At 49.4% G+C, this 21,936-nt stretch carries 25 protein-coding genes and 1 other RNA gene; 17 read left to right on the plus strand and 9 right to left on the minus strand.

The window, feature by feature from the left end:
- Entirely contained in the window at positions 1 to 606 is a 606-nt protein-coding gene (locus tag ACS18Q_RS02265; protein WP_044367718.1) for a transglycosylase SLT domain-containing protein, read from the plus strand.
- Between the two features lie 25 nt (positions 607 to 631).
- The gene (gene luxS / locus ACS18Q_RS02270) at positions 632 to 1,150 is read left to right on the plus strand and encodes an S-ribosylhomocysteine lyase (RefSeq protein ID WP_014205765.1); all 519 of its coding nucleotides are present in this window, start codon (positions 632 to 634) and stop codon (positions 1,148 to 1,150) included.
- 106 nt (positions 1,151 to 1,256) lie between these two features.
- On the opposite strand, the gene ACS18Q_RS02275 is transcribed toward luxS, so the two are convergent.
- Both ACS18Q_RS02275 and ACS18Q_RS02280 read right to left on the minus strand, forming a co-directional pair.
- Positions 1,257 to 2,531 carry an HlyC/CorC family transporter gene (locus tag ACS18Q_RS02275; protein WP_004723872.1) on the minus strand — a complete coding sequence of 425 codons (1,275 nt, stop codon included), beginning with the start codon at positions 2,529 to 2,531 and terminating at the stop codon, positions 1,257 to 1,259.
- A 90-nt stretch (positions 2,532 to 2,621) separates the two neighbouring features.
- Positions 2,622 to 3,416, minus strand: a complete 795-nt coding sequence (locus tag ACS18Q_RS02280; RefSeq protein WP_004723874.1) for a cytochrome C assembly family protein — start codon at positions 3,414 to 3,416, stop codon at positions 2,622 to 2,624.
- Positions 3,417 to 3,628: 212 nt separating this feature from the next.
- Here ACS18Q_RS02280 and ffh point away from each other — a divergent pair, with 212 nt between their 5' ends.
- The 5 genes from ffh to rplS all read left to right on the plus strand — a co-directional run bounded on the left by ffh (position 3,629) and on the right by rplS (position 7,229).
- Entirely contained in the window at positions 3,629 to 5,008 is a 1,380-nt protein-coding gene (gene ffh, locus ACS18Q_RS02285; RefSeq protein ID WP_004723876.1) for a signal recognition particle protein, read from the plus strand.
- 225 nt (positions 5,009 to 5,233) lie between these two features.
- Positions 5,234 to 5,482: a 30S ribosomal protein S16 gene (rpsP, locus tag ACS18Q_RS02290; RefSeq protein WP_004723879.1), complete on the plus strand. Its 249-nt coding sequence runs from the start codon at positions 5,234 to 5,236 to the stop codon at positions 5,480 to 5,482.
- A gap of 27 nt (positions 5,483 to 5,509) precedes the next feature.
- On the plus strand, positions 5,510 to 6,064 hold the full coding sequence (rimM, locus tag ACS18Q_RS02295; protein WP_004723882.1) for a ribosome maturation factor RimM: 555 nt from the start codon (positions 5,510 to 5,512) through the stop codon (positions 6,062 to 6,064).
- Between the two features lie 26 nt (positions 6,065 to 6,090).
- Positions 6,091 to 6,834, plus strand: coding sequence for a tRNA (guanosine(37)-N1)-methyltransferase TrmD (trmD, locus tag ACS18Q_RS02300; RefSeq protein ID WP_014205763.1), 744 nt, complete (start codon positions 6,091 to 6,093; stop codon positions 6,832 to 6,834).
- A gap of 41 nt (positions 6,835 to 6,875) precedes the next feature.
- A complete protein-coding gene (gene rplS / locus ACS18Q_RS02305) occupies positions 6,876 to 7,229 on the plus strand; it encodes a 50S ribosomal protein L19 (protein WP_004723886.1) in 354 nt (117 codons plus the stop codon).
- Positions 7,230 to 7,397: 168 nt separating this feature from the next.
- Here rplS and degS read toward each other — a convergent pair whose 3' ends face one another.
- The 3 genes from degS to zapG all read right to left on the minus strand — a co-directional run bounded on the left by degS (position 7,398) and on the right by zapG (position 10,577).
- Positions 7,398 to 8,459, minus strand: coding sequence for an outer membrane-stress sensor serine endopeptidase DegS (gene degS, locus ACS18Q_RS02310; RefSeq protein WP_004723888.1), 1,062 nt, complete (start codon positions 8,457 to 8,459; stop codon positions 7,398 to 7,400).
- 164 nt (positions 8,460 to 8,623) lie between these two features.
- On the minus strand, positions 8,624 to 9,991 hold the full coding sequence (locus ACS18Q_RS02315) for a DegQ family serine endoprotease (RefSeq protein WP_041942713.1): 1,368 nt from the start codon (positions 9,989 to 9,991) through the stop codon (positions 8,624 to 8,626).
- Between the two features lie 136 nt (positions 9,992 to 10,127).
- Positions 10,128 to 10,577 (minus strand): Z-ring associated protein ZapG, encoded by a 450-nt coding sequence (gene zapG / locus ACS18Q_RS02320; protein WP_441257327.1) that lies wholly within the window; start codon positions 10,575 to 10,577, stop codon positions 10,128 to 10,130.
- A 152-nt stretch (positions 10,578 to 10,729) separates the two neighbouring features.
- Between zapG and zapE the strand changes: the two genes are divergently transcribed.
- From zapE to sspB, 8 genes are all read left to right on the plus strand, one after another.
- Positions 10,730 to 11,833 (plus strand): cell division protein ZapE, encoded by a 1,104-nt coding sequence (zapE, locus tag ACS18Q_RS02325; protein WP_441257328.1) that lies wholly within the window; start codon positions 10,730 to 10,732, stop codon positions 11,831 to 11,833.
- A 225-nt stretch (positions 11,834 to 12,058) separates the two neighbouring features.
- A complete protein-coding gene (rplM, locus tag ACS18Q_RS02330; RefSeq protein WP_014205760.1) occupies positions 12,059 to 12,487 on the plus strand; it encodes a 50S ribosomal protein L13 in 429 nt (142 codons plus the stop codon).
- A 15-nt stretch (positions 12,488 to 12,502) separates the two neighbouring features.
- Positions 12,503 to 12,895 (plus strand): 30S ribosomal protein S9, encoded by a 393-nt coding sequence (rpsI, locus tag ACS18Q_RS02335; protein ID WP_004723802.1) that lies wholly within the window; start codon positions 12,503 to 12,505, stop codon positions 12,893 to 12,895.
- Positions 12,896 to 13,248: 353 nt separating this feature from the next.
- Positions 13,249 to 13,842: a ubiquinol-cytochrome c reductase iron-sulfur subunit gene (gene petA, locus ACS18Q_RS02340; RefSeq protein ID WP_004723800.1), complete on the plus strand. Its 594-nt coding sequence runs from the start codon at positions 13,249 to 13,251 to the stop codon at positions 13,840 to 13,842.
- The gene (locus tag ACS18Q_RS02345; RefSeq protein ID WP_004723797.1) at positions 13,842 to 15,107 is read left to right on the plus strand and encodes a cytochrome b; all 1,266 of its coding nucleotides are present in this window, start codon (positions 13,842 to 13,844) and stop codon (positions 15,105 to 15,107) included. Before petA ends, ACS18Q_RS02345 begins: the two co-directional genes overlap by 1 nt.
- A complete protein-coding gene (locus tag ACS18Q_RS02350; RefSeq protein ID WP_004723794.1) occupies positions 15,104 to 15,841 on the plus strand; it encodes a cytochrome c1 in 738 nt (245 codons plus the stop codon). The genes ACS18Q_RS02345 and ACS18Q_RS02350 overlap by 4 nt, the downstream gene beginning before the upstream one ends.
- Before the next feature lie 100 nt (positions 15,842 to 15,941).
- A complete protein-coding gene (sspA, locus tag ACS18Q_RS02355; protein ID WP_004723793.1) occupies positions 15,942 to 16,577 on the plus strand; it encodes a stringent starvation protein SspA in 636 nt (211 codons plus the stop codon).
- 10 nt (positions 16,578 to 16,587) lie between these two features.
- On the plus strand, positions 16,588 to 17,076 hold the full coding sequence (gene sspB, locus ACS18Q_RS02360) for a ClpXP protease specificity-enhancing factor (RefSeq protein WP_004723790.1): 489 nt from the start codon (positions 16,588 to 16,590) through the stop codon (positions 17,074 to 17,076).
- 64 nt (positions 17,077 to 17,140) lie between these two features.
- On the opposite strand, the gene ACS18Q_RS02365 is transcribed toward sspB, so the two are convergent.
- The 4 genes from ACS18Q_RS02365 to ACS18Q_RS02380 are packed head-to-tail and all read right to left on the minus strand — an operon-like array spanning position 17,141 to position 20,468.
- Positions 17,141 to 17,710 carry a BON domain-containing protein gene (locus ACS18Q_RS02365; RefSeq protein WP_004723788.1) on the minus strand — a complete coding sequence of 190 codons (570 nt, stop codon included), beginning with the start codon at positions 17,708 to 17,710 and terminating at the stop codon, positions 17,141 to 17,143.
- A gap of 3 nt (positions 17,711 to 17,713) precedes the next feature.
- Positions 17,714 to 18,304 (minus strand): phosphoheptose isomerase, encoded by a 591-nt coding sequence (locus tag ACS18Q_RS02370; RefSeq protein WP_004723786.1) that lies wholly within the window; start codon positions 18,302 to 18,304, stop codon positions 17,714 to 17,716.
- Positions 18,305 to 18,307: 3 nt separating this feature from the next.
- Complete coding sequence (locus ACS18Q_RS02375) at positions 18,308 to 18,676, minus strand: YraN family protein (protein ID WP_004723785.1); 369 nt, start codon at positions 18,674 to 18,676, stop codon at positions 18,308 to 18,310.
- A complete protein-coding gene (locus ACS18Q_RS02380; RefSeq protein ID WP_041942712.1) occupies positions 18,663 to 20,468 on the minus strand; it encodes a penicillin-binding protein activator in 1,806 nt (601 codons plus the stop codon). The genes ACS18Q_RS02375 and ACS18Q_RS02380 overlap by 14 nt, the downstream gene beginning before the upstream one ends.
- A 69-nt stretch (positions 20,469 to 20,537) precedes the next feature.
- Here ACS18Q_RS02380 and rsmI point away from each other — a divergent pair, with 69 nt between their 5' ends.
- Together rsmI and rnpB are read left to right on the plus strand one after the other, a co-directional pair.
- Complete coding sequence (gene rsmI / locus ACS18Q_RS02385; protein WP_014205758.1) at positions 20,538 to 21,401, plus strand: 16S rRNA (cytidine(1402)-2'-O)-methyltransferase; 864 nt, start codon at positions 20,538 to 20,540, stop codon at positions 21,399 to 21,401.
- Positions 21,402 to 21,492: 91 nt separating this feature from the next.
- Positions 21,493 to 21,886: RNase P RNA component class A (rnpB, locus tag ACS18Q_RS02390), an RNA gene on the plus strand.
- The last annotated feature ends 50 nt before the right edge of the window (positions 21,887 to 21,936 follow it).

The following is a 21,936-nucleotide window of genomic DNA, read 5'->3' on the forward strand; positions in this document are numbered from 1 at the left end:
ATGGCAACAAAGGCGACATGGCTTTCGGTGAGCACACTCCTGCTTTTGGCGGGGTGTGCGACCACACCACCAAGCCAACAAAGCAATCTGTGTGACATTTTTCGAGAAAAGCCGCAATGGTATGACGATGCGGTGGCGATGAATGACGCGTGGGGCACGCCGATTCAGATTGCGATGGCGATCATCAAGCAGGAGAGCAGTTTTCGCCACGATGCCAAACCGCCCAAAGATTACCTATTAGGGTTTATTCCCTGGGGCCGAGTCAGCAGTGCGTATGGCTATGCGCAGGCGCAGGATCCTGCTTGGGAAGATTTTCAACGCGCAACCGACCACGGTGGCTCGCGGACCAATTTTGATGATTCGTTAATGTTTATTGGCTGGTATACCAGCGAAACACAAAAAACGCTTGGGATCTCGAAATGGGATACCTATCATCAATATCTCGCCTATCATGAAGGTCGAGGCGGCTTTAAGCGTAAAAGCTACCAGTCAAAACCGGCCTTGATCAAGGTGGCTCGGAAAGTCGAGCAACAGGCAAAAGACTATGGATGGCAGCTCAAACAGTGCCGTCAGGAATTAGAAGACAATCGAAGCTGGTTTTTCTGAACTGGCATGCAATGGAGAAAGGACAATGCCATTATTAGACAGTTTTACCGTCGACCACACTCGCATGAACGCACCGGCTGTGCGTGTTGCGAAAACCATGCAAACGCCGAAAGGCGACACCATTACGGTGTTTGACCTGCGTTTCACCATGCCAAACAAAGACATTCTGTCCGAGAAAGGGATTCATACGCTGGAGCATCTGTACGCCGGCTTTATGCGTGCGCACCTCAATGGCGCGAACGTGGAAATTATCGACATCTCGCCGATGGGATGTCGCACCGGGTTTTACATGAGCCTGATTGGTGCGCCAAGCGAAGAGCAAGTCGCTGCCGCTTGGTTGGCGTCGATGCAAGACGTATTGAGTGTCGAAAGCCAGGATCAAATTCCTGAGCTGAACGAATACCAGTGCGGCACCGCAGCGATGCACTCCCTGAATGAAGCCAAAGCGATTGCTGAAACCGTGATTGCCGCAGGCATTCAGGTCAACAAGAATGATGAACTGGCGTTGCCCGAATCGATGCTCAATGAGCTGAAAGTGCACTAAAGCTGCGCGTAACGATTACTGCACGTAACCATTGCGAGTGAAAATTCGAGTAATAAAAAAGGCTTGGGATGACCAAGCCTTTTTTGTGGATGCTGAATGTGGGCGCTTACGCTTTCTTCGTTTTACGCGGGTAGACTCGAACCAGTTTGATGCGGTTTTCTTCGAGTTCGACGATCTCCATCGGGTGACCGGCAACTTTGACACTCAGGTGACTGGCTGGAATCTCTTCCAGATGTTCCAAAATCAACCCGTTGAGTGTGCGAGGACCATCGGTCGGCAATTTCCACTTCAAGCTCTTGTTGATGTCGCGGATGTTGGCACTGCCTTCCATCAGGAAGCTGCCATCGCCTTGCGGGGTAATCTCTTCCGCTAAACTTGGCGCAATCGATGTGGTGAACTCGCCGACAATTTCTTCCAGAATGTCTTCTAGCGTGATGAGACCAATGATGTCGCCATACTCGTCGACGATGAGGCCAATCCGCTCTTTATTGCGCTGGAACTTGAGCAATTGCACGTTGAGTGGGGTACTTTCTGGAATGAAGTACACTTCATCGGCGGCCCGCAATAAGGTCTCTTTGGTGAATTCGTTTTTCTCCAACACGAAGCGCGCTGCTTCACGCAGACGCAACATGCCAACCACTTCATCAATGTGATCGCGATACAGCACCACGCGGCCATGCGGCGAGTGTGTTAGCTGACGCACAATGGATTTCCAGTCATCATTGATGTTGATGCCGGTGATCTCGTTGCGGGGAATCATGATGTCGTTCACGGTGACGTGTTCCAAATCGAGGATTGATAGCAACATGTCTTGGTGGCGACGTGGGATCAACCCACCGGCTTCATTCACCACCGTGCGTAGTTCTTCCGAGCTGAGCGGATCATCGCCCCCGTGTTGTGCAGAGAGCCCCAGTAGGCGAATAAATCCATTGGTAATGAAGTTGACGAACACCACCAGTGGCGACAACACCTTCATCAAAATCGAGAGCAGGACGCTGCTGGCGTAAGAGACGCGTTCTGGATACAGCGCGGCCAGCGTTTTGGGCGTGACTTCGGCAAACACCAAAATCACTAAGGTGAGCACACCGGTGGCAATGGCCACGCCGATATCCCCGTACAGACGCATCCCCAAAATGGTCGCAATCGCCGACGCTAAAATGTTAACGAGGTTATTACCGATCAGAATCAAGCCGATCAAACGGTCGGGGCGGCCAAGGAGTTTTTCAACGCGTTTGGCGCCTTTGTGTCCCGTGTTCGCCAAGTGTTTCAGGCGGTAGCGGTTCAGCGACATCATGCCGGTTTCTGAACCCGAGAAATAGGCGGAAATAATAATAAGACACGCGAGTAGCGCAAATAAGATACCCGTTGATATGTCGTCCAAAACGCTTGTTTTCCTTATAACAGTTTTCGGTAAATAAAGGCCTATCCCAGGCGGGGGTGTTCATGTTGATTCAGGTCTAATTCGTTGACCTTAGCGCAGAATAATCTCTCTGACAAATCGGCTGCCGAAGTACGCCAGCGTGAGCAAGGTTGCCCCGGCCACGGCGAACCACGTGACTTTACGTCCGCGCCAGCCTTTCTGATAGTGTCCCCACAACAAAATGGAATACACGACCCAAGCAATAAACGAGAGAATGCCTTTGTGCGCTTTGCCTTGGGCGAACATATCCTGAACAAACACAAAACCGGTGATCAGGGTGCCGGTGAGGAGCAGGTTACCGATCAAAATAATTTTGAACAGGTGACGTTCAACCATTAGCAAGGGCGGCAGGTTCGGGTTGATGGTAAGTCCTTTTTTCTTCTTTAACTTGTAATCCAACCAAGCCAGTTGCAAGGCGTACAACGCGCCTATCGACAAGGTAGAGTAGGAGAAGAGTGCTAAAGAAATATGAAACATCAGCTTGGGATCATTTTCCAGATGGGTCATGAACGTCCCAGGTAGAAACGCCGCCGCAGAGAGGTTAATGGCGGAGAAGCTGTACACCACCGGCAGCAGAAACCACAAACGCGCTTTGAACATCGCCACGCTCATGACCAGCGCAATGATAAAGCTGATCAGCGAGGCCACGTTCAGAATACTTAAGTTTTGACCGCTGCCGTGCAAAATGAGGTCACTCAATAGCCAGGCATGAAAAAGCAGCGCCAGCGCGGCACTGATAAATACCGTTTTAGCTTTGATCCCTGTTTGGTTGGCCAAGCCCGGTACGATCGTCGCAATGGACAGTGCATACAAGATGGCGGCAACGATAGCGATTAAGTTATCCATGCTTCTCACATAAATGGTGATTGAAGTGGCGAATTATACCCTGCATAACCCCAATGAGCTATGCCGGATCGTGATCGATTTCGAGAGTTGAGATATCGCGATGAAGCCCAATCTAACAAAGAAACGTGGATGCAACCGCGCAATGGGTATGCCTATTCATTTGGCTAAGGTATACTCACCGATATGAATCGCCTTATCGCGAAGAGAAAAAGATGTTTGAAAATTTAACGGATCGATTGTCCAAAACGCTGAAAAATATCAGCGGTAAAGGTCGTCTTACAGAAGACAACATTAAAGAGACGTTACGCGAAGTGCGTATGGCGCTGCTGGAAGCAGACGTCGCGTTACCGGTCGTACGTGAATTTGTCAGCCGCGTCAAAGAGAAAGCGGTTGGTGTTGAAGTTTCGAAATCCCTGACACCTGGCCAGGAATTCATCAAGATCGTTCGCGGTGAACTTGAAGCGGTGATGGGGGAGTCGAATGAAGCGCTGAACCTAGCGGCTCAGCCACCGGCCGTGATTCTGATGGCGGGTTTGCAGGGTGCGGGTAAAACCACATCGGTCGGCAAACTGTCAAAATTGCTGAAAGAGCGCGATAAGAAAAAAGTGCTGGTGGTTTCTGCCGACGTTTATCGCCCTGCGGCAATCAAACAGTTGGAAACCCTGGCGAACGATTTAGACGTGGATTTCTTCCCCTCTTCGCCGGATCAAAAACCAATTGATATTGCCAATGCAGCGATTGATCACGCGAAGAAAAAATTCTTTGACGTACTGATTGTCGATACCGCGGGTCGTCTGGCGATTGACGAGCAGATGATGGGCGAAATCCAAGATCTGCACAAAGCGATCAACCCAGTTGAAACGCTGTTTGTGGTCGATGCGATGACCGGTCAGGATGCGGCCAATACTGCGAAAGCGTTTGGCGACGCGCTGCCTTTAACCGGTGTGATTCTGACGAAAGTCGATGGTGACGCCCGTGGCGGTGCTGCGCTGTCTGTGCGTTATATCACGGGCAAACCGATCAAATTCCTTGGTGTGGGTGAGAAAACCGACGCCCTGGAACCATTCCACCCGGATCGCGTGGCGTCACGTATTCTGGGCATGGGTGACGTTCTGTCGCTGATTGAAGATCTGCAACGCAATGTCGACCAAGAAAAAGCCGAGAAACTGGCGAAGAAATTCAAAGAGAAGAAAGGCTTCGATTTGGAAGACTTCCGCGAACAACTGGGCCAGATGCAAAACATGGGTGGCATGATGGGCATGTTGGATAAACTGCCTGGCATGTCGCAACTGCCATCGGACATCAAAGACAAAGTTGATGACCGCATGTTTAAGCAGATGGAAGCCATCATCAGCTCCATGACCATGAAAGAGCGCCAAAACCCCGACCTCATCAAAGGCTCGCGTAAAAAACGCATTGCCGCTGGTTCAGGCACGCAAGTTCAAGACGTCAACCGCCTGCTGAAGCAATTTACGCAGATGCAGAAGATGATGAAGAAAATGCAAAAAGGCGGCATGAAAGGCATGATGCGAAACATGCAAGGCATGATGGGCGGCGGTGGCGGCTTCGGCGGCGGATTTTTCGGTCGTTAAGCATGCAGGTGAGCACCGAAAGTTTTGATGACTAAGTTTTCAAACTGTTAACATGCTCACGGTAATTTGCCCCCACTTTTGGTGGTGAAAAAATAGCTAAAACCCTTGCAATGCCTCGGAATAAGAGTAAAATTCCGAGGCTTTATTTTGGCACGAGACCCCAAACTGTTTTAGAACAACGGTTTTTGGGGTTAATTTTATTTTTGAGAAAGCAAAGAGGACGACATGGTAACCATTCGTTTGGCACGTCACGGCGCTAAAAAGCGTCCATTCTATCAAATCGTTGTTGCTGACAGCCGCAACTCTTCAACTGGCCGTTTCATTGAGAAAGTTGGTTTCTTTAACCCAACTGCTCAAGGTCAAGAAGAAGGCCTACGCCTAGATCTAGCGCGCGTGAACCACTGGGTTTCACAAGGCGCATCTGTATCAGATCGCGTAGCTAAGCTAGTTAAAGACGCTCAAAAAGCGGCTTAATTCTTACTTAGTAAGTAGCACTAGTTTATGTCGATGAAAGGTAAAGAAACAATGAGCAAGCAAGACGAAAAAATTGTTGTAGGTAAGTTTGGTGCTTCTTATGGCATTCGTGGTTGGCTTAAGGTTTTTTCCTATACAGACGATGCTGAGAGCATTTTTGATTACAGCCCATGGTTTGTGAACCATAAAGGCGAATGGGTCGAGTACAAAGTAGAAAGCTGGAAACGCCATAACAAAGGTATGGTGGCAAAACTTCAAGGACTTGATGTTCGAGAAGATGCGAACCTGATGACTAACTTTGAAATCGCGATTGACCCTGCATCACTACCTGAATTGTCAGAAGATGAGTTCTACTGGCGTGAATTGTTCGGTATGCAAGTGGTGACAACACAAGGCTACAACCTTGGTGAAGTTGTCGACATGTTAGAAACTGGCTCGAACGATGTTCTCGTGGTGAAGGCGAATCTAAAAGATGCTTTTGGCCAAAAGGAACGATTGATTCCGTTCCTTGAAGAGCAAGTGATCAAAAACATTGATCGCACGGCTCAACGGATCGAAGTTGACTGGGATCCTGCGTTTTAATTCTGAATCGATAAGGCAGAGAACACATGTGGGTTGGCGTCATTAGCCTATTTCCTGAAATGTTCCGCAGCGTTACCGATTTCGGAGTAACAGGTCAAGCGGTAAAAAAAGGGGTGTTGTCCATTGAGACTTGGAATCCTCGTGATTTCACTCATGACAAACGTCGCACTGTCGATGACAAACCCTACGGTGGCGGTCCTGGCATGTTAATGATGGTTCAACCTTTAAGGGATGCCATTCAGACAGCCAAACAGGCGGCACCGGGAAAGACGAAAGTCATTTATCTTTCTCCTCAAGGTCGAAAACTCGATCAGCAAGGGGTCGAAGAGCTGGCAACACATGAGAACCTGCTTCTCATTTGTGGCCGCTACGAAGGGGTAGATGAGCGCATCATTGAGTCTGAAGTTGACGAAGAATGGTCAATTGGCGACTTTGTGATGACGGGTGGGGAGCTCCCAGCCATGACGTTGATTGATTCGGTCTCTCGGTTTATTCCGGGGGTACTCGGTGATTTTGCGTCGGCAGAAGAAGATTCTTTTGCCAATGGCTTGTTGGATTGTCCGCACTATACGCGTCCAGAAGTGTTGGATGGAAAAGAGGTGCCTCAGGTGCTGAAATCTGGAAACCACGAGGACATTCGTCGTTGGCGACTGAAACAGTCGCTAGGCCGAACTTGGCTGAGAAGACCAGAGCTCCTGGAAAACCTAGCTCTGACTGACGAACAGGAACAATTACTGGCTGAGTACATTAAAGAGACCCAGACCCAGTAACCTATTAAATTTAGTATCAGTTTATTCTAGGAATTTAGACAATGAGTAACATCATCAAGGCTCTTGAAGAAGAGCAAATGAAGCAAGACCTACCTCAATTTGCACCAGGTGACACTGTTGTTGTACAAGTTAAGGTAAAAGAAGGTGACCGTGAGCGTCTACAGGCTTTTGAAGGCGTTGTAATCGCAATTCGTAACCGTGGCCTACACTCAGCATTCACAGTTCGTAAAATCTCGAACGGTGAAGGTGTTGAGCGTACGTTCCAAACTCACTCTCCAGTAGTGGCTAGCATCGAAGTTAAACGCCGTGGTGCAGTACGTCGTGCCAAACTGTACTACCTACGCGAACTATCTGGTAAAGCAGCTCGTATCAAAGAGAAGCTTGCTAAGAAATAATGCTAGAACTCGCGTTCTCATGAAAAAGCGGAGCCCATGGGCTCCGCTTTTTTGTGTCTGAATGATGGTGTTTTCAATTAAGCATGGTGTTTTGAATTAGAACCGTGTCTTCAATTGGGATTGAGAGTCATGCGTGGTTACGGGGCTGTTGGTTGTGAAGCGAACCGACTACTCGCGCGAATCTTCCGCAATGGTCACGGGTAACGTGATCTCTTCGCCTTTACGCAGCAGCGTGAAGTTCACCACGGTTCCTGGACGCAGATCTGTGACCGTATCCATCACGCTTTGACGGCCGTTGATCTTCTGTCCATCAATTTTCAGGATAATGTCTCTTGCTTGGAAGCCTGCACGCGATGCTGGCCCATTCGGGTCGATACCCAACACCACAATGCCACCAATGTGTTCACTGCCAAGCAGGCGTGAGGTGACTGCGTTGATGTCTTGGCCATCGACGCCAATGTACCCGCGAATCACACGGCCATCGGCGATGATTTTATCCATGATTTTACTGGCCAAAGTGAACGGGATCGCAAAGGAAATTCCATAGGTTTCCATTTCCGTTGCTTGTTGAAATGAGGCGGTATTAATGCCTACCAATTCCCCTTGCGTATTCACCAGTGCCCCGCCGGAGTTCCCTTCGTTGATGGCTGCATCGGTTTGAATAAACGCTTGGCGACCATCGGCACTGATCGATGAGCGGCCGGTTGCGGAAATGATACCAAAAGTAGTGGTTTGACCGAGGTTATATGGGTTCCCGATCGCAAGCACAACATCACCGACTTTGGCTTGATAGTTCGGGTTTTGTGGAATGATGGGCAGGTTTGTCCCTTCCACGCGCAGCACTGCGATGTCGGTACGGCGATCTTTGCCCACCAATTGCGCAGCGGCAACGCGCCCATCTTGTAACGCCACGATGATTTGATCCGCCTGCGCGACCACGTGATAGTTGGTAATGATGTAGCCTTTTTCACTGACGATTACGCCAGAGCCCAGCCCCTGTGTCGACAGTTTGGTTTTATCACTTTCTGAATATTTGCGGCTATAGATGTTCACCACCGCAGGTGCTGCGCGGCGGACGGCCTCATTAAATGAGATCTGAAGAGAGGCGAAATTGGCTGGTTGCGCGCTTTTTTCGGGCATCACATGGCTGCGCAACGATGGCACGGCCGCAATCACGACCGCTGCCGTGACCAGCCCAAGTCCGACTGAACGAACCAGAAATTTCAGCATATAGTTTCCAACCACTTACTCAACGAACCGACGAATGAACGTTACGCATCGATAACTTAGGGTGATACGAATCTGTAACGAGTTCGAAGAATAGCATTACCTTACCGAATAACAAAAGGGCAGCGTAACAATGCTGCCCTTTTCTCAAGCGACGAGTCTCGTGTTTATCGCACAACCAGATAAATGGTGCGGTCACCTCGTTGAATATTCAACGCCAGCACGTTCGGACTTTTCTCCAAAATGGCGCGTAAATCGGCGATGTTTTTCACGCGTTTACGGTTCACGCCAATAATGATGTCGTCTTTTTGCAGTTGATAACCTTCTGCGGGAGAGTCTTTCGCTACGCTGGTGACCTTCACGCCTTGAATCACATCGCTGTCGGTAGTGTTACTCAGTTCAGCTCCGCTCAGACCTTGGTGCAGTTTATCGGCCTTGGTCTTGTTGTTACTTTGCTCGCCCAAAGTCACTTCGTAGTTCTTCTCTTTTCCGTCGCGAATCACACCCAGTGTCACGGTTTTACCTGCGCCCAATGTGGCCACTTTGGCGCGTAATTCGGCAAAGGTTTCGACTTTCTTACCGTTCACGGAAATGATGATATCGCCAGCTTTGAGCCCGGCTTTATCTGCGGCGCTGTCAGGGAGGACCTGACTGACAAATGCGCCTTTGCTGGATTCATAACCCAGTGCGTCCGCCAGCTCAGAAGTAATTTCGCCCCCTTGAACACCAAGCATGCCGCGTTTCACTTCACCGAATTCCAGAATCTGATCGGCGAGGTTTTTCATCATGTTGGATGGGATCGCAAAACCGATACCGACGTTACCGCCATTGGGGCCCAGAATGGCGGTGTTGATCCCGATGAGTTCGCCGTTGAGGTTGACTAAGGCACCACCGGAGTTACCGCTGTTGATGGCTGCATCCGTTTGAATGAAGTTCTCAAAGTTTTCGATATTCAGGCCGCTGCGACCGAGCGCAGAAACGATCCCGGAAGTGACGGTTTGGCCAAGGCCAAATGGGTTACCGATCGCTACGGCAAAATCGCCGACGCGCAGTTGATCCGAATCTGCAATCTTAATTTCCGTGAGATTTTTCGCCTTTTCCAGTTTGAGCAGGGCGATGTCGGACATTTGGTCGCCGCCAACCAGTTCTGCGTCGTATTCACGACCATCATGCAACTGAACTCGGATTTTTTCCGCGCCGTTGATGACGTGATAGTTGGTCACGACGTAGCCTTTTTTAGCATTAATCACAACGCCTGAGCCCAAGCCACGGAACGGACGTTCTTGCAGTTGCTCCGTTGGAAAATCCGGGCCAAAGAAGAACCGGAATTGATCGGGAATACGTTGACGAGAGACTTGAGTACCTTCAACCGCAATGCTGACCACGGCCGGGGTGACCTTTTCCAGCATGGGTGCCAAACTCGGAACTTGCTCTCCACTCACGGAGAGAGGTAGCGCGGCAGAGGCCGGCAAGGGGGTGATGATGGAACTTAAGCTTAGAGACAGAGCGGTTAAGACAAGCAAAGGTTTTTTCATCATAAAACTCCTCATAGATTAACGCCTGGTTACAGATATATTTGTTACAAAATATAAATTTCAACAGACTCAGTGAGAGTTATGACTCAAAAACCTTTGCAAAGTTCAGTGGTCGATGATTCAACCGTAGATTAAATTAACTCGCTTTCGCGTTGACCACTTCGGAAGAGTGAATGATCGCTTTCTCTTCTGTTTTCAGCAGACCTGTTGCACCCAGCGCGTAGTCTTTCGGTGGCTGTTCGAACGATTCGTCTGCGTTGCCTGCGGCTTCATTTTCTTTGTGCTGAGCAATTTTCTTCACAAACGGATTATCTTGCTCTGGCAAATTCGGTAATAGCTCAGACGAGGTTTGGGCCATGTGTTGGTAAAGTTTGGTGTAATCCTTACCGAGTGTATCCAGCATTTCAGCCGCCTGAGCGAAATGATCAGCCAGCTCTTGGCGATGCTGTTCAATTTCAAATTTGGCGCTGTCCAAGTCTTTTTGTAGGGACTTTTGCGTCTTGTACTGCGGGGTGGTCAGGCGAGCAATAACGATCCCTGCAACAATCCCCACTAGCAAGCCCACAATGGCGTAAATCCAAGGCATAACTGCTCCTTATTGTTGTTATTTAACATGTTTTTTACTGGTTGGTTACACATGTTCAAGGGACATGTTACTATGAGACTGTTGGCGGATAAAGCAAAAAGCATGTGCTTTCAACGTCAGTTTTTTGCCCTTCATTTTTGCAGTAGACACTCATGACACCGAAGCAACGATACGAACAAGATTTAAAACGATCGGATTTTCAAAGAGATGACGCTCAGGCGCGAGCCGTCGATGGGTTGGATGCGCTGTATCATCAACTGATCGAATTCCTCGACACACCAGTGGTACGACCTTCTCGCTGGCAAAAATTACTCGGGAAAAAGGTGGAGCGTCCTATCCCGCCCAAAGGACTGTATTTTTGGGGCGGCGTGGGGCGTGGCAAAACGTATCTCATGGATACCTTTTATGACGCACTGCCCACGGAACGTAAGATGCGGGTCGATTTTCACCGTTTTATGTATCGCGTGCACGATGAACTCAGATTACTGGGCGAAACCAGTGATCCGCTTGAGGTGGTGGCCGACAAGTTCAGCCGCGAAGCGGTGATCATCTGTTTCGATGAATTTTTTGTGTCTGATATTACCGATGCGATGATTTTGGGCACGTTGTTTCAAGCCTTATTCCGTCGTGGCGTGGTGTTGGTGGCGACATCAAACATTCCACCGCACGACCTCTATCGCAACGGGTTGCAACGGGCGCGTTTTCTACCGGCTATCGCCTTAATTGAAGCCAACTGCCATATTCTGAATGTCGATAGTGGTGTCGACTACCGATTACGCACGCTTGAGCAAGCGGAAATTTACCATTATCCACTTGATGAGCAGGCGCGGGCGAATTTGAGTCAGTACTACAGTCAGTTGGTGGGGCATGAGAAACCGAACGTCAATGAAATCGAGGTGAATCGTCGCAAGCTCAGTGTGATTGAAGCCAGTGATGGCGTGCTGCACGCGTCATTTGCTCAGTTGTGTCAAACTGCGCGCAGTCAAAATGACTATATCGAAATGTCGCGTTTGTACCACACCGTGCTCTTGGCGGATGTGAAACAAATGGATCGCACCTTAGATGACGCAGCGCGTCGTTTTATAGCATTAGTCGATGAATTTTATGAGCGACACGTGAAACTGATTATTTCCGCAGAAGTAGCACTGGAATCGCTTTATACCCACGGTCAGTTGGAATTTGAGTTTAGACGTTGTCAGTCAAGGCTGATTGAAATGCAGAGCCGCGATTATCTCGCCAAAGAGCATCTGGTGTAACCACAAAATTTTTGTCATCAATCACGGGCGAAAAAATTTGTGAATTTATGCAAAAAGAGGTGATTTTTTCCGCGCTCTTCTCTATAATCCTGCGACCCACCGTTACTGCAGGTCTTTTTTAAGGCCGAGAGTGCCACCCACTCGAAGGGGTGATGACTGGGCTCTTAGACAGTGGGAGCGTATGCTCCTTTAAGTGTAAATTTGATTAAACGGGTTATTATTAGCATGAAAACTTTCGTTGCTAAACCAGAAACTGTAAAACGCGACTGGTACGTTGTAGACGCTGAAGGTAAAACTCTTGGCCGTCTAGCAAGTGAAATTGCATCTCGCCTACGTGGCAAACACAAAGCTGAATACACTCCACACGTTGACACTGGTGATTACATCATCGTTGTAAACGCGGAGAAAGTTGCTGTAACTGGTAACAAAGCTAAAGACAAAATGTACCACCGTCACACTGAATTCCCAGGTGGCCTGAAATCTTTCAGCTTCGAGAAGCTGATTGAGCGTAAGCCTGAGATGGTACTTGAGCTAGCGGTTAAAGGTATGCTTCCAAAAGGCCCTCTAGGCCGTGCTATGTACCGTAAGCTGAAAGTTTACGCAGGCGCTGAGCACAACCATACTGCTCAACAACCTAAAGTACTAGACATCTAATCGGGGATTTCGGAAATGGCAGAGAATCAATACTACGGCACTGGCCGTCGCAAAAGCTCAGCTGCACGTGTTTTTATCAAACCAGGCAGCGGCAACATCGTAATCAACAAGCGTAGCCTTGATGAGTACTTCGGTCGTCCAACTTCTCGCATGGTTGTTAAACAACCTCTAGAGCTAGTTGAGATGGTTGAGAAACTAGACCTATACATCACTGTTAAAGGTGGTGGTATTTCTGGTCAAGCAGGTGCTATCCGTCACGGTATCACTCGCGCTCTTATGGAATACGATGAATCTCTACGTCCTGTTCTACGTGCAGCTGGCTACGTTACTCGTGACGCTCGTCGCGTTGAACGTAAGAAAGTTGGTCTACGTAAAGCACGTCGTCGTCCACAGTTCTCTAAGCGTTAATCTTTTCTTTACGAAAAGAATCTCGCTTTCCAGTGTTACTGGAATGTGGTTCAAAAGCTCGGCATTTGCCGGGCTTTTTGTTTTTCTGCACAAAAGTTTTTGTGCACTTCTCCAAAAGAAAGTCCTTTCTCACAAGTCGCTTCATCTCCCTTTCTTTCAATAATGTCCCTTTTGTGACCTCGCGTGCGAATTGCTTCACGAATGTTATGAAAAGGTAGCTTTATCTTGTCAAAAAGTAGGGTTTTATTTATCATTTCATATCAAATAAATACAACGAAAACCCGTATTTTGTTAGCCATGCTCTTTAAGCGGAATAACAGGAATCCACAAGGAGCAAATGGGAGAATGTCTGGATGAGCAATGCGCCTTTGAACAACGGTCGCAGACGTTTCTTAACCGCTACAACAGCTGTTGTGGGTGGTTTAGGAGCGGCTGCGGTTGCCGTACCTTTTATCAAATCGTGGAACCCAAGTGCGAAAGCGAAAGCGGCCGGTGCCCCTGTCGAAGTTGACATCAGTAAACTCGAAGAAGGGCAGATGGTTCGTGTGGAGTGGCGAGGTAAACCTGTCTGGGTTGTCCGTCGTGCTCAGTCTGTTGTGGATGCTTTAAAAGAGCACGACAACCAACTTCGCGACCCGAACTCTAGTGAAGAACAACAACCGAACTACGCTCAAAATACCTATCGTTCAATAAAGCCTGAATACTTTATTGCGGTGGGGATTTGTACTCACTTAGGGTGTTCACCAACCTATTTGCCTGACTCCTTTAACGAACAAGTTCAAGGGGTGAAATCAGGCTTCTTCTGTCCATGTCATGGTTCGAAGTTCGACATGGCTGGTCGTGTATTCCAAGGGGTACCCGCACCACTCAACTTGGTGATTCCGAAATACATGTACCTGAGCGATACCAGAATTGTTATCGGCCTTGACGAAACCGGGGAGGCATAATGCAAGCTCTACTTGATTGGGTGGAAAAACGCCTGCCCGCAATGAATGCGTACAAGAAACACCTATCTGAATACCCAATGCCGAAGAACTTTAACTTTTGGTACCTTTTCGGTTCCTTGGCAATGTTGGTCTTGGTGAATCAGATCCTCACCGGGATTTGGCTGACGATGAACTATGTGCCATCTGGTGATGGTGCGTTTGCTTCAGTGGAATACATCATGCGTGATGTCGATTACGGTTGGTTGCTGCGTTATATGCACTCCACGGGCGCATCGGCATTCTTTGTGGTGGTTTATCTGCACATGTTCCGTGGTCTGATTTACGGTTCATACCAGAAGCCTCGTGAGTTGCTGTGGATCTTCGGTATGTTGATCTTCTTGGCGCTGATGGCTGAAGCCTTTATGGGTTACCTACTACCTTGGGGACAGATGTCTTACTGGGGTGCTCAGGTTATCATTTCGCTATTCGGTGCGATTCCGGTGATCGGGGATGACCTGACGCTATGGATTCGGGGTGACTACGTCATTTCAGGTGCGACGCTGAACCGCTTCTTTGCGCTGCACGTGATTGCGTTACCTATCGTGCTGCTGCTGTTGATCGTACTGCACATTCTTGCGCTGCACGAGGTGGGATCGAACAACCCGGATGGGATCGAAACCAAACTGCCAAAAGGTGAGATGGGCGACGATTACCAAAGTCAGTTCAAGTTCCATGAGTACTACACGAAGAAATACGACATCATCGATTCGATTCCTTTCCACCCTTACGGGACCGTGAAGGATCTCGTGGGTGTTGCTGGCTTCTTGTTCTTATTCTGTTATGTACTGTTCTTTAACCCAGAGATGGGAGGCTATTTCCTTGAGCCGCCTAACTTTGAAGCCGCGAACCCACTGAAAACACCTGAGCACATTGCGCCAGTGTGGTACTTCACGCCGTTCTACGCCATTTTGCGTGCAGTTCCGGACAAGTTGGTCGGTGTTATCGCGATGGGTGCGTCGATTGTTGTGCTGTTTTTGCTGCCATGGTTGGATCGTTGTAAAGTCCGTTCGTACCGTTACCGCAGTAAACTGCACCTGGTGAACATCATTCAATTTACCATTTGTTTCATTGCCTTAGGTATTCTGGGGGCGCTTCCAGCCACACCAACATACACCTTACTGGCTCGAATCTTTAGTTTGGGTTACTTCATGTTCTTCGTCTTGCTGTTCTTCTACAGCAAAAACGAAGCAACCAAGCCACTACCAAAGAGGGTGACATTCAAATGAAAAAATGGATTGTAATTTTGTTTGCCATGTTGCCTTCATTGGCGATGGCTGCGGGCGGAAACGTCCATCTGGACAAAGCGGGCAATGACCTGACCGATACTGCGTCGTTGCAACGTGGTGCCCAGCTGTTCATGAACTACTGTTTTGGCTGTCACTCGACGCAATATCAGCGTTATGAGCGTGTCGCGACGGATCTTGGCATTCCCGCGGATCTGATGAAAGAGAACTTGATTTTCGATCCGCAAACCAAGATTGGTCAGTTGATGGAGAATGCCATTCCGGACAAATCTGCGGCGAAATGGTTTGGCGCGCCACCACCGGATCTGACGTTGGTTGCTCGCGTGCGTGGTGTGGACTGGTTATATACATATCTCCGTTCATTCTATGCTGACCCAAGCCGCCCGTTTGGTGTGAACAACATCGTGTTCCCAAGTGTTGGTATGCCTCATGTGCTTGAAGAGCTGCAAGGCACTCCTGATCCCGTGTTTGGAACGCACCTGGTGAATGGCGAAGAAGTGAAAACCGTGGTCTCTACGAAGTCTCGTGGTAATGGCGAGTTGAGTACCGGTGAATACGATCAAGCGGTGCGTGATCTGGTCAACTTCCTCGAGTATTCCGGTGAGCCGGTAAAACTCGAACGTCAAAGCATGGGCTGGTGGGTGATGGCCTTCCTTGTACTGCTTACCATCGTGGTCGTCGCGCTCAAGAAAGAGTATTGGCGTGATGTGCACTAATTGTGCTATCATATCGCGCTAATTCTCGATTTATCGAATCATCAATGGAGGCTTAGCCTCCATTGTTTTTTATATCTGTAAGTGTGTGCTGGAGGGCTCCATGGCTGTAGCTGCCAATAAACGTTCTGTGATGACTCTATTTTCAAGTGCGTCTGATATGTATAGCCATCAGGTTCGTATTGTGCTGGCCGAAAAGGGTGTCAGTGTTGAAGTTGAGCTGGTTGATGAAGATAACCTACCTGCGGATCTCATCGAGCTGAACCCATACAAGACGGTACCAACGCTGGTTGACCGTGAGCTTGCGCTTTATGACTCTAAAATCATCATGGAATACCTTGATGAGCGTTTTCCCCATCCACCATTGATGCCAGTGTATCCTGTTGCCCGTGGTAACAGCCGTCTGATGATCTACCGTATCGAAAGAAACTGGTACTCACTAGCGAACAAAATCATCAACGGTTCTGCCGATGAAGCAGAATCTGCTCGTACGAAACTGCGTAACGATTTGCTGACGTTGGCTCCGGTATTCGCGGAATACGAATACTTCATGAGTGAAGAATTCAGCCTGATCGATTGTTACTTGGCTCCGCTATTGTGGCGTTTGCCTGTTCTGGGTATCGAACTGATCGGCCCGGGTTCTAAAGAACTAAAAATCTACATGAATCGCGTCTTTGAACGTGATTCATTCCTGGCTTCTTTGACTGAAGCTGAGCGTGAGATGCGTCTCGTTCGTTAATGGTTGTTTGATGGATATTGATCACATGACGCCACGCCGACCATTTATGCTACGCGCATTTTATGATTGGCTGTTGGACAATGACCTGACGCCACATTTGGTTGTCGACGCCACAATGCAGGGTGTTCGAGTGCCAATGGAATATGTGCAGGATGGTCAAATCATTCTGAACGTCGCTCCACGTGCGGTTGGCAATCTGGAATTGGGCAATGACGAAGTGACGTTTAACGCGCGCTTTGGTGGTCGCCCACATCTGGTTGTGGTGCCGATGTATGCCGTTCAAGCGATCTACGCGCGTGAAAACGGTGCTGGGACGATGTTTGAGCCTGAAGCGGCTTATATGGATGAACATGAAGTCGGTATTTTCGAAGAGGATGATGAAGAGACCACAGAAAGCGGATTGAGCGAAGTGACGTCCGAACTGCCAACTGTGGAGGATTCTGAACCGGAAGATGCCCCTCGTCCAAAAGGTAAACCAAGTTTACGAGTGGTAAAATAAGCTCGTAAGTTTCAATAAAAAGCAGCGCTGAAGCGCTGCTTTTTTTATATGTGGCTTATCGAACTTAGTCTGCGTATTGGAAGGCGCGAATCACTTGTTTGACGCCGGAAATATTGCGGGCAACCTCGGTCGCAATGTTGGCGTGTTCACGAGAGACATACCCCAGTAAGTACACTTCTCGATCTTCGGTGATCACCGAAACCTTCACCCCGTTGAGTTCTGATTTGGCGAGCAGTGCAGATTTCACTTTGGTAGTGATCCAACTGTCATTACTGACTTCGCCGAGGGAAAGCGGGGCTTTGATATTGACTTGGTTGTGCAGTTCTTTAACGCCCTTGATTTGCTGGACTTGCGCAATAAACTGCTCGAGCAATTCGGCAGTGCGTGACTGACCAATCAAAATCACGGTGCCGCGATACGAATTGGCAGTAATTCGCATTTGGTTTTGATACGGCGCTTTATTACTCAGGCCGGTAATTTCCAGTTGCAAGTTGCTATCGCGCCAGATCTCTTGCGTGGTTCGTGGGTCGGTGGCGATGTTCACGGTGGTCGCCGCGCCTGCGATAAACAGCCCGGCACACCCGGACAAAGTCATCAGCATCGCAACAACGGCAAAAAGGCGTAAAGTCTTCATCAATTACTCTTCATGAGCGGGAAACAGAACCTGATCGATCAAATCGCACAGGCAGTGCAAGGTCACCATGTGAACTTCTTGAATCCGCGCGGTGCGCTGAGACGGAATGCGAATTTCAACATCGTTTTCACCCAGCAGGCCGGCCATTTCGCCGCCATCTTTGCCGGTCAAGGCAATGATGGTCATGTCGCGTGTTACCGCAGCCTCCATCGCTTTGATGATGTTCTTGCTGTTACCACTGGTGGAGATGGCCAGCAGAATGTCACCCGGCTGACCAAAGGCACGCACTTGCTTGGAGAAAATTTCCTGATAGTGATAGTCGTTAGCCACCGCTGTCAATGTGGTGTTATCGGCGGTCAGTGCGAGTGCAGGCAGGCTCGGGCGTTCAGTTTCAAAACGGTTCACTAAACAGGAGGTGAACTGTTGCGCATTCGAGGCCGATCCGCCGTTGCCACAACAGAGAATTTTGCTGCCGTTCAGCAGGCTGGCCACCATGGCTTGGGCCCCGTGCATGATCGCATCTGGCAACGCTTCGGCTGCGGCGATCTGAATTTGAATACTTTCGGTAAAACTATCTTTAATGCTATCGAGCATCGATTATCCTTCAGTGATTGCGTTTTTTATCCAGTCAATCTGGCGGCCTTCATCATGGATTGCCACCACATCGAAACGAAAATCGGTCGTGTCGGCACTCAGGCCTTGCTTGAGCATCCACCAATTTGCCGCTTTGATCAAGCGTGCTTGCTTCTGTCTGGTGACCATTTCAGCAGCATGGCCGTGACGTTGGTTCTGACGATACTTCACTTCGACAAACACCAAAGTCTGTTTTTCTCGCATGATTAAATCCAGTTCACCACCGCGAATCTGGAAGTTTTGGGCAATCAGTGACAAGCCACGGCGGCGCAAATAATCCGCCGCTGTGGCTTCGTAGTGTTGTCCAGTTTGGCGGCGATTAAAGAGCCCCATGCTCCGCCCAACTGATTTCACGTTGCACGACACATTGTTCGTCAATGCCCAGCACGCCGGTTTGACCATCAATGGTATACCCTTCGACGACTTTCATCTGTGGCAGTTCGACCATCAGGTTGTATGCATCCATCCCCATGGCTTGCAGGCGGCGTTCCGCGTTGCTGGATTTCGGCCACAGTTTTTCCATCTGTTCCGAAATGGCTGGCGTTGGGTGAATCAACAGCGGAATGTCACTGTAAGTCACGCCCGTTAAATCTTCATACTGGCGGCCACCGCTGTTGCTGGCGGAGTTAGAAAACAGTTTCGGTGGTTGGGTATCTGGGTTGATGGCGACTTCGATAAACGGCTTGATCAGCGTGAGGTCAGCGCTGTTGGCCACGATGTATACCGCATCGATGTCACGACGGCTGCGTGGCTGGCTTTCCATTTTCAGTCCGGTCAGCGCTTCCATCTGGGCAATATTTTGTTGGCTATCTTGTAAGCCGAAGACGCTGTTGATGTTGCGTTGCAGCTGCCGACGATCGCCGTATTGGTTCACAGCGACTTTGTTCTTGCTGAATTTGTGCCACTCTTCATCAAATGCTTCCACCACACGCTCGCCATAACTGCCTTGCGGAGCCAAAACCAACGGGTAACGGTAGCCTTGCGTAAAGAGATGTTTAGCCGCTTGCGCAACTTCTTGTTCTGGAGACAAAGCCAAGTAGCAGGTGTCGGAGCCATCAATCACTTGATCGGGAATGTTCAGCGCCAGCGTCGGAATTGATTGCCCCCGTGCTTGCTGGAACTGTTGCAGTTTTTCAATGTTGCCTTTAATCAGTGGGCCCACCACGAAATCGATGTGCTTCGCCGTCAATGTGGCGTCGACTGATTCCAACGTTTCTGCGTTGGTGTCGATGATGGTTAATGTTGCTTCAGGATCGCGATCGTCATCGTTCATCATCGCCATGATAAAACCGTCACGAATCTTTTGCGCTGGGCTTGAGAACTTGCCAGTCAGTGGCAGCAGCAGGGCCGTATTCTTCGGTTTGACGATTTCCAGAGCAAGGATGTCTTGAATCGCTTTAGGCGTGTAGATTGCGGCGGGATGATCCGGGTTTTCAGCAAGCCATTTTTCCAGCGTGTTTTTGAGCTGAGGCAGGTCGCTCCCCATGGTTTTGACGTACACCGCCAATTGCAGCCAACCGTCGAGAGTCGCCTCGTTACGTTCGGCGGACAGCTTGGTGATCGCATATCCCGAGTAGTGATTGAGGTTGGCCCAGATTTGGTCGGCTAACGCTTCTTGTTGATCGCTGTCGGCCAGATCATACAGGGCGACCAATTCGCGACTGGAATCAAATGAACGGTCGAGCGCGGTAAAAATATCGGCGCGCATCTGGTGGTATTCCTGCCATTGCAGCGTCGGCAGTTTCCAGTTGGGCTTAAAGTTGAGCAGGCCAAGGGCGTCTTGGTATTTTTCTGCATTGACCAACAACTGGGCACGTGCCAGTTGCCATTCCGCCTGCTGGCTTTCACTCAGCTTTTGTTTCGCCAGGCGGCGAATCAGCAAGTCCGCTTGCTCGGTATTGTTTTCAGCAATCGCGGCTTTGAGTGCCATGATTAACCAGTCATTTTGCAGGCTGCCTTGACTGCTGTCTGCTTGCATCAGGTACGTCTGTGCAGGCAGGCTCGGTTCACCGGTAATGTCCACCAAAAGTGGCGATGTCGGTGTCGAGGTACAGGCGGCTAGGGTAATTGCTAATGCAACGGGAGTGAGTAAGCGTGGTACACTGCGTCTCTGATGGTTTTTCATAGCCATGAGTTCTTTCGTTAATCCGTGTAAAATTGTCTCTATATTAATCGTTGAAGTGATGGTAAACAAATGACAGATAACAAAACCTTGCCTGCCGAAGTCCCAACTTTGTACATTGTTCCGACTCCGATTGGCAACTTAGGGGATATCACCCAACGTGCCCTCGATGTGCTTTCAAGTGTTGATGTTATCGCCGCAGAAGATACACGCCATTCAGGCAAACTGCTGTCGCACTTCAATATTCAAACGAAGACGTTCGCTCTGCATGATCACAATGAACAGCAAAAAGCTCAAGTCTTAGTTGAGAAATTGTTGTCCGGACAGTCGATCGCGTTGGTATCGGATGCCGGTACACCACTCATTAGTGATCCAGGTTATCATTTAGTCACTCAATGTCGTCAAGCGGGTGTTAAAGTTGTGCCACTTCCTGGTGCGTGTGCGGTGATCACAGCATTGAGTGCCTCTGGTTTGCCGTCCGATCGTTTTAGTTTCGAAGGCTTTTTGCCCGCCAAAAGCAAAGGGCGCAAAGACAAGTTTATGGAAATCGCCAAAGTTGAGCGCACATGTATTTTTTATGAATCGCCGCATCGCATTACGGAATCGCTGCAGGATATGCTGGCCATCTTGGGGCCAGAGCGTGAAGTGGTGCTGGCTCGTGAGCTGACCAAAACCTTTGAAACCATTCAGGGCATGCCGCTGGGCGAACTGATTGAGTGGATTGATGCTGACGAAAACCGCAAACGCGGTGAGATGGTCCTGCTGATTCACGGCTACCGTGACAGTGCAGAAGACACATTGCCGGAAGAGGCGCTACGCACGCTTGGTATTTTGACCCAAGAACTGCCACTGAAGAAAGCGGCGGCGATGACGGCAGAAATTTACAACCTGAAAAAGAACGCGCTCTACAAATGGGGATTGGAGAATCTCGGCTAACTGATGAACTTCTGACCAGTTGCGTCGAAAATCGGTGTGGAGGACGATTCTTCCTAGACAGTGACCTGCGATGCCGATAGAATTCGCGCCTGGAGTTGACTGGGTAGTCGCTGCCTTATTGACGTCCCTTAACCTTGTGTTAGGGAGACTGATAAGGGGGAGGAAAGTCCGGGCTCCGTAGAGCAGGGTGCCAGGTAACGCCTGGGGGGCGCAAGCCTACGACAAGTGCAGCAGAGAGAAGACCGCCGATGGCCCGCAAGGGATCAGGTAAGGGTGAAAGGGTGCGGTAAGAGCGCACCGTGCGACTGGCAACAGTTCGTAGCAAGGTAAACTCCACCCGGAGCAAGACCAAATAGGCCTCCACATAGCGTTGCTCGCGTTAGGAGGCGGGTAGGTTGCTTGAGCCAGTGAGCGATTGCTGGCCTAGACGAATGGCTACTACCGCGCAAGCGGAACAGAACCCGGCTTACATGTCGGCTCCACCTATTCAGACCCATCATAACTTCGCGGTTATGATGGGTTTTTTGCTTTTTAT

It is taken from the genome of Vibrio sp. Vf1514, assembly GCF_052076135.1.
Lineage (GTDB): Bacteria > Pseudomonadota > Gammaproteobacteria > Enterobacterales > Vibrionaceae > Vibrio > Vibrio furnissii.

Bases quoted from the DNA above. Each gene is read 5' to 3' on its own strand.
- ACS18Q_RS02265 (WP_044367718.1), top strand. From the start codon at position 1: ATGGCAACAAAGGCGACATGGCTTTCGGTGAGCACACTCCTGCTTTTG.
- luxS (WP_014205765.1), top strand. From the start codon at position 632: ATGCCATTATTAGACAGTTTTACCGTCGACCACACTCGCATGAACGCA.
- ACS18Q_RS02280 (WP_004723874.1), bottom strand. From the start codon at position 3,416: ATGGATAACTTAATCGCTATCGTTGCCGCCATCTTGTATGCACTGTCC.
- ffh (WP_004723876.1), top strand. From the start codon at position 3,629: ATGTTTGAAAATTTAACGGATCGATTGTCCAAAACGCTGAAAAATATC.
- rpsP (WP_004723879.1), top strand. From the start codon at position 5,234: ATGGTAACCATTCGTTTGGCACGTCACGGCGCTAAAAAGCGTCCATTC.
- rimM (WP_004723882.1), top strand. From the start codon at position 5,510: ATGTCGATGAAAGGTAAAGAAACAATGAGCAAGCAAGACGAAAAAATT.
- trmD (WP_014205763.1), top strand. From the start codon at position 6,091: ATGTGGGTTGGCGTCATTAGCCTATTTCCTGAAATGTTCCGCAGCGTT.
- rplS (WP_004723886.1), top strand. From the start codon at position 6,876: ATGAGTAACATCATCAAGGCTCTTGAAGAAGAGCAAATGAAGCAAGAC.
- degS (WP_004723888.1), bottom strand. From the start codon at position 8,459: ATGCTGAAATTTCTGGTTCGTTCAGTCGGACTTGGGCTGGTCACGGCA.
- ACS18Q_RS02315 (WP_041942713.1), bottom strand. From the start codon at position 9,991: ATGAAAAAACCTTTGCTTGTCTTAACCGCTCTGTCTCTAAGCTTAAGT.
- zapG (WP_441257327.1), bottom strand. From the start codon at position 10,577: ATGCCTTGGATTTACGCCATTGTGGGCTTGCTAGTGGGGATTGTTGCA.
- zapE (WP_441257328.1), top strand. From the start codon at position 10,730: ATGACACCGAAGCAACGATACGAACAAGATTTAAAACGATCGGATTTT.
- rplM (WP_014205760.1), top strand. From the start codon at position 12,059: ATGAAAACTTTCGTTGCTAAACCAGAAACTGTAAAACGCGACTGGTAC.
- rpsI (WP_004723802.1), top strand. From the start codon at position 12,503: ATGGCAGAGAATCAATACTACGGCACTGGCCGTCGCAAAAGCTCAGCT.
- petA (WP_004723800.1), top strand. From the start codon at position 13,249: ATGAGCAATGCGCCTTTGAACAACGGTCGCAGACGTTTCTTAACCGCT.
- ACS18Q_RS02345 (WP_004723797.1), top strand. From the start codon at position 13,842: ATGCAAGCTCTACTTGATTGGGTGGAAAAACGCCTGCCCGCAATGAAT.
- ACS18Q_RS02350 (WP_004723794.1), top strand. From the start codon at position 15,104: ATGAAAAAATGGATTGTAATTTTGTTTGCCATGTTGCCTTCATTGGCG.
- sspA (WP_004723793.1), top strand. From the start codon at position 15,942: ATGGCTGTAGCTGCCAATAAACGTTCTGTGATGACTCTATTTTCAAGT.
- sspB (WP_004723790.1), top strand. From the start codon at position 16,588: ATGGATATTGATCACATGACGCCACGCCGACCATTTATGCTACGCGCA.
- ACS18Q_RS02365 (WP_004723788.1), bottom strand. From the start codon at position 17,710: ATGAAGACTTTACGCCTTTTTGCCGTTGTTGCGATGCTGATGACTTTG.
- ACS18Q_RS02370 (WP_004723786.1), bottom strand. From the start codon at position 18,304: ATGCTCGATAGCATTAAAGATAGTTTTACCGAAAGTATTCAAATTCAG.
- ACS18Q_RS02375 (WP_004723785.1), bottom strand. From the start codon at position 18,676: ATGGGGCTCTTTAATCGCCGCCAAACTGGACAACACTACGAAGCCACA.
- ACS18Q_RS02380 (WP_041942712.1), bottom strand. From the start codon at position 20,468: ATGAAAAACCATCAGAGACGCAGTGTACCACGCTTACTCACTCCCGTT.
- rsmI (WP_014205758.1), top strand. From the start codon at position 20,538: ATGACAGATAACAAAACCTTGCCTGCCGAAGTCCCAACTTTGTACATT.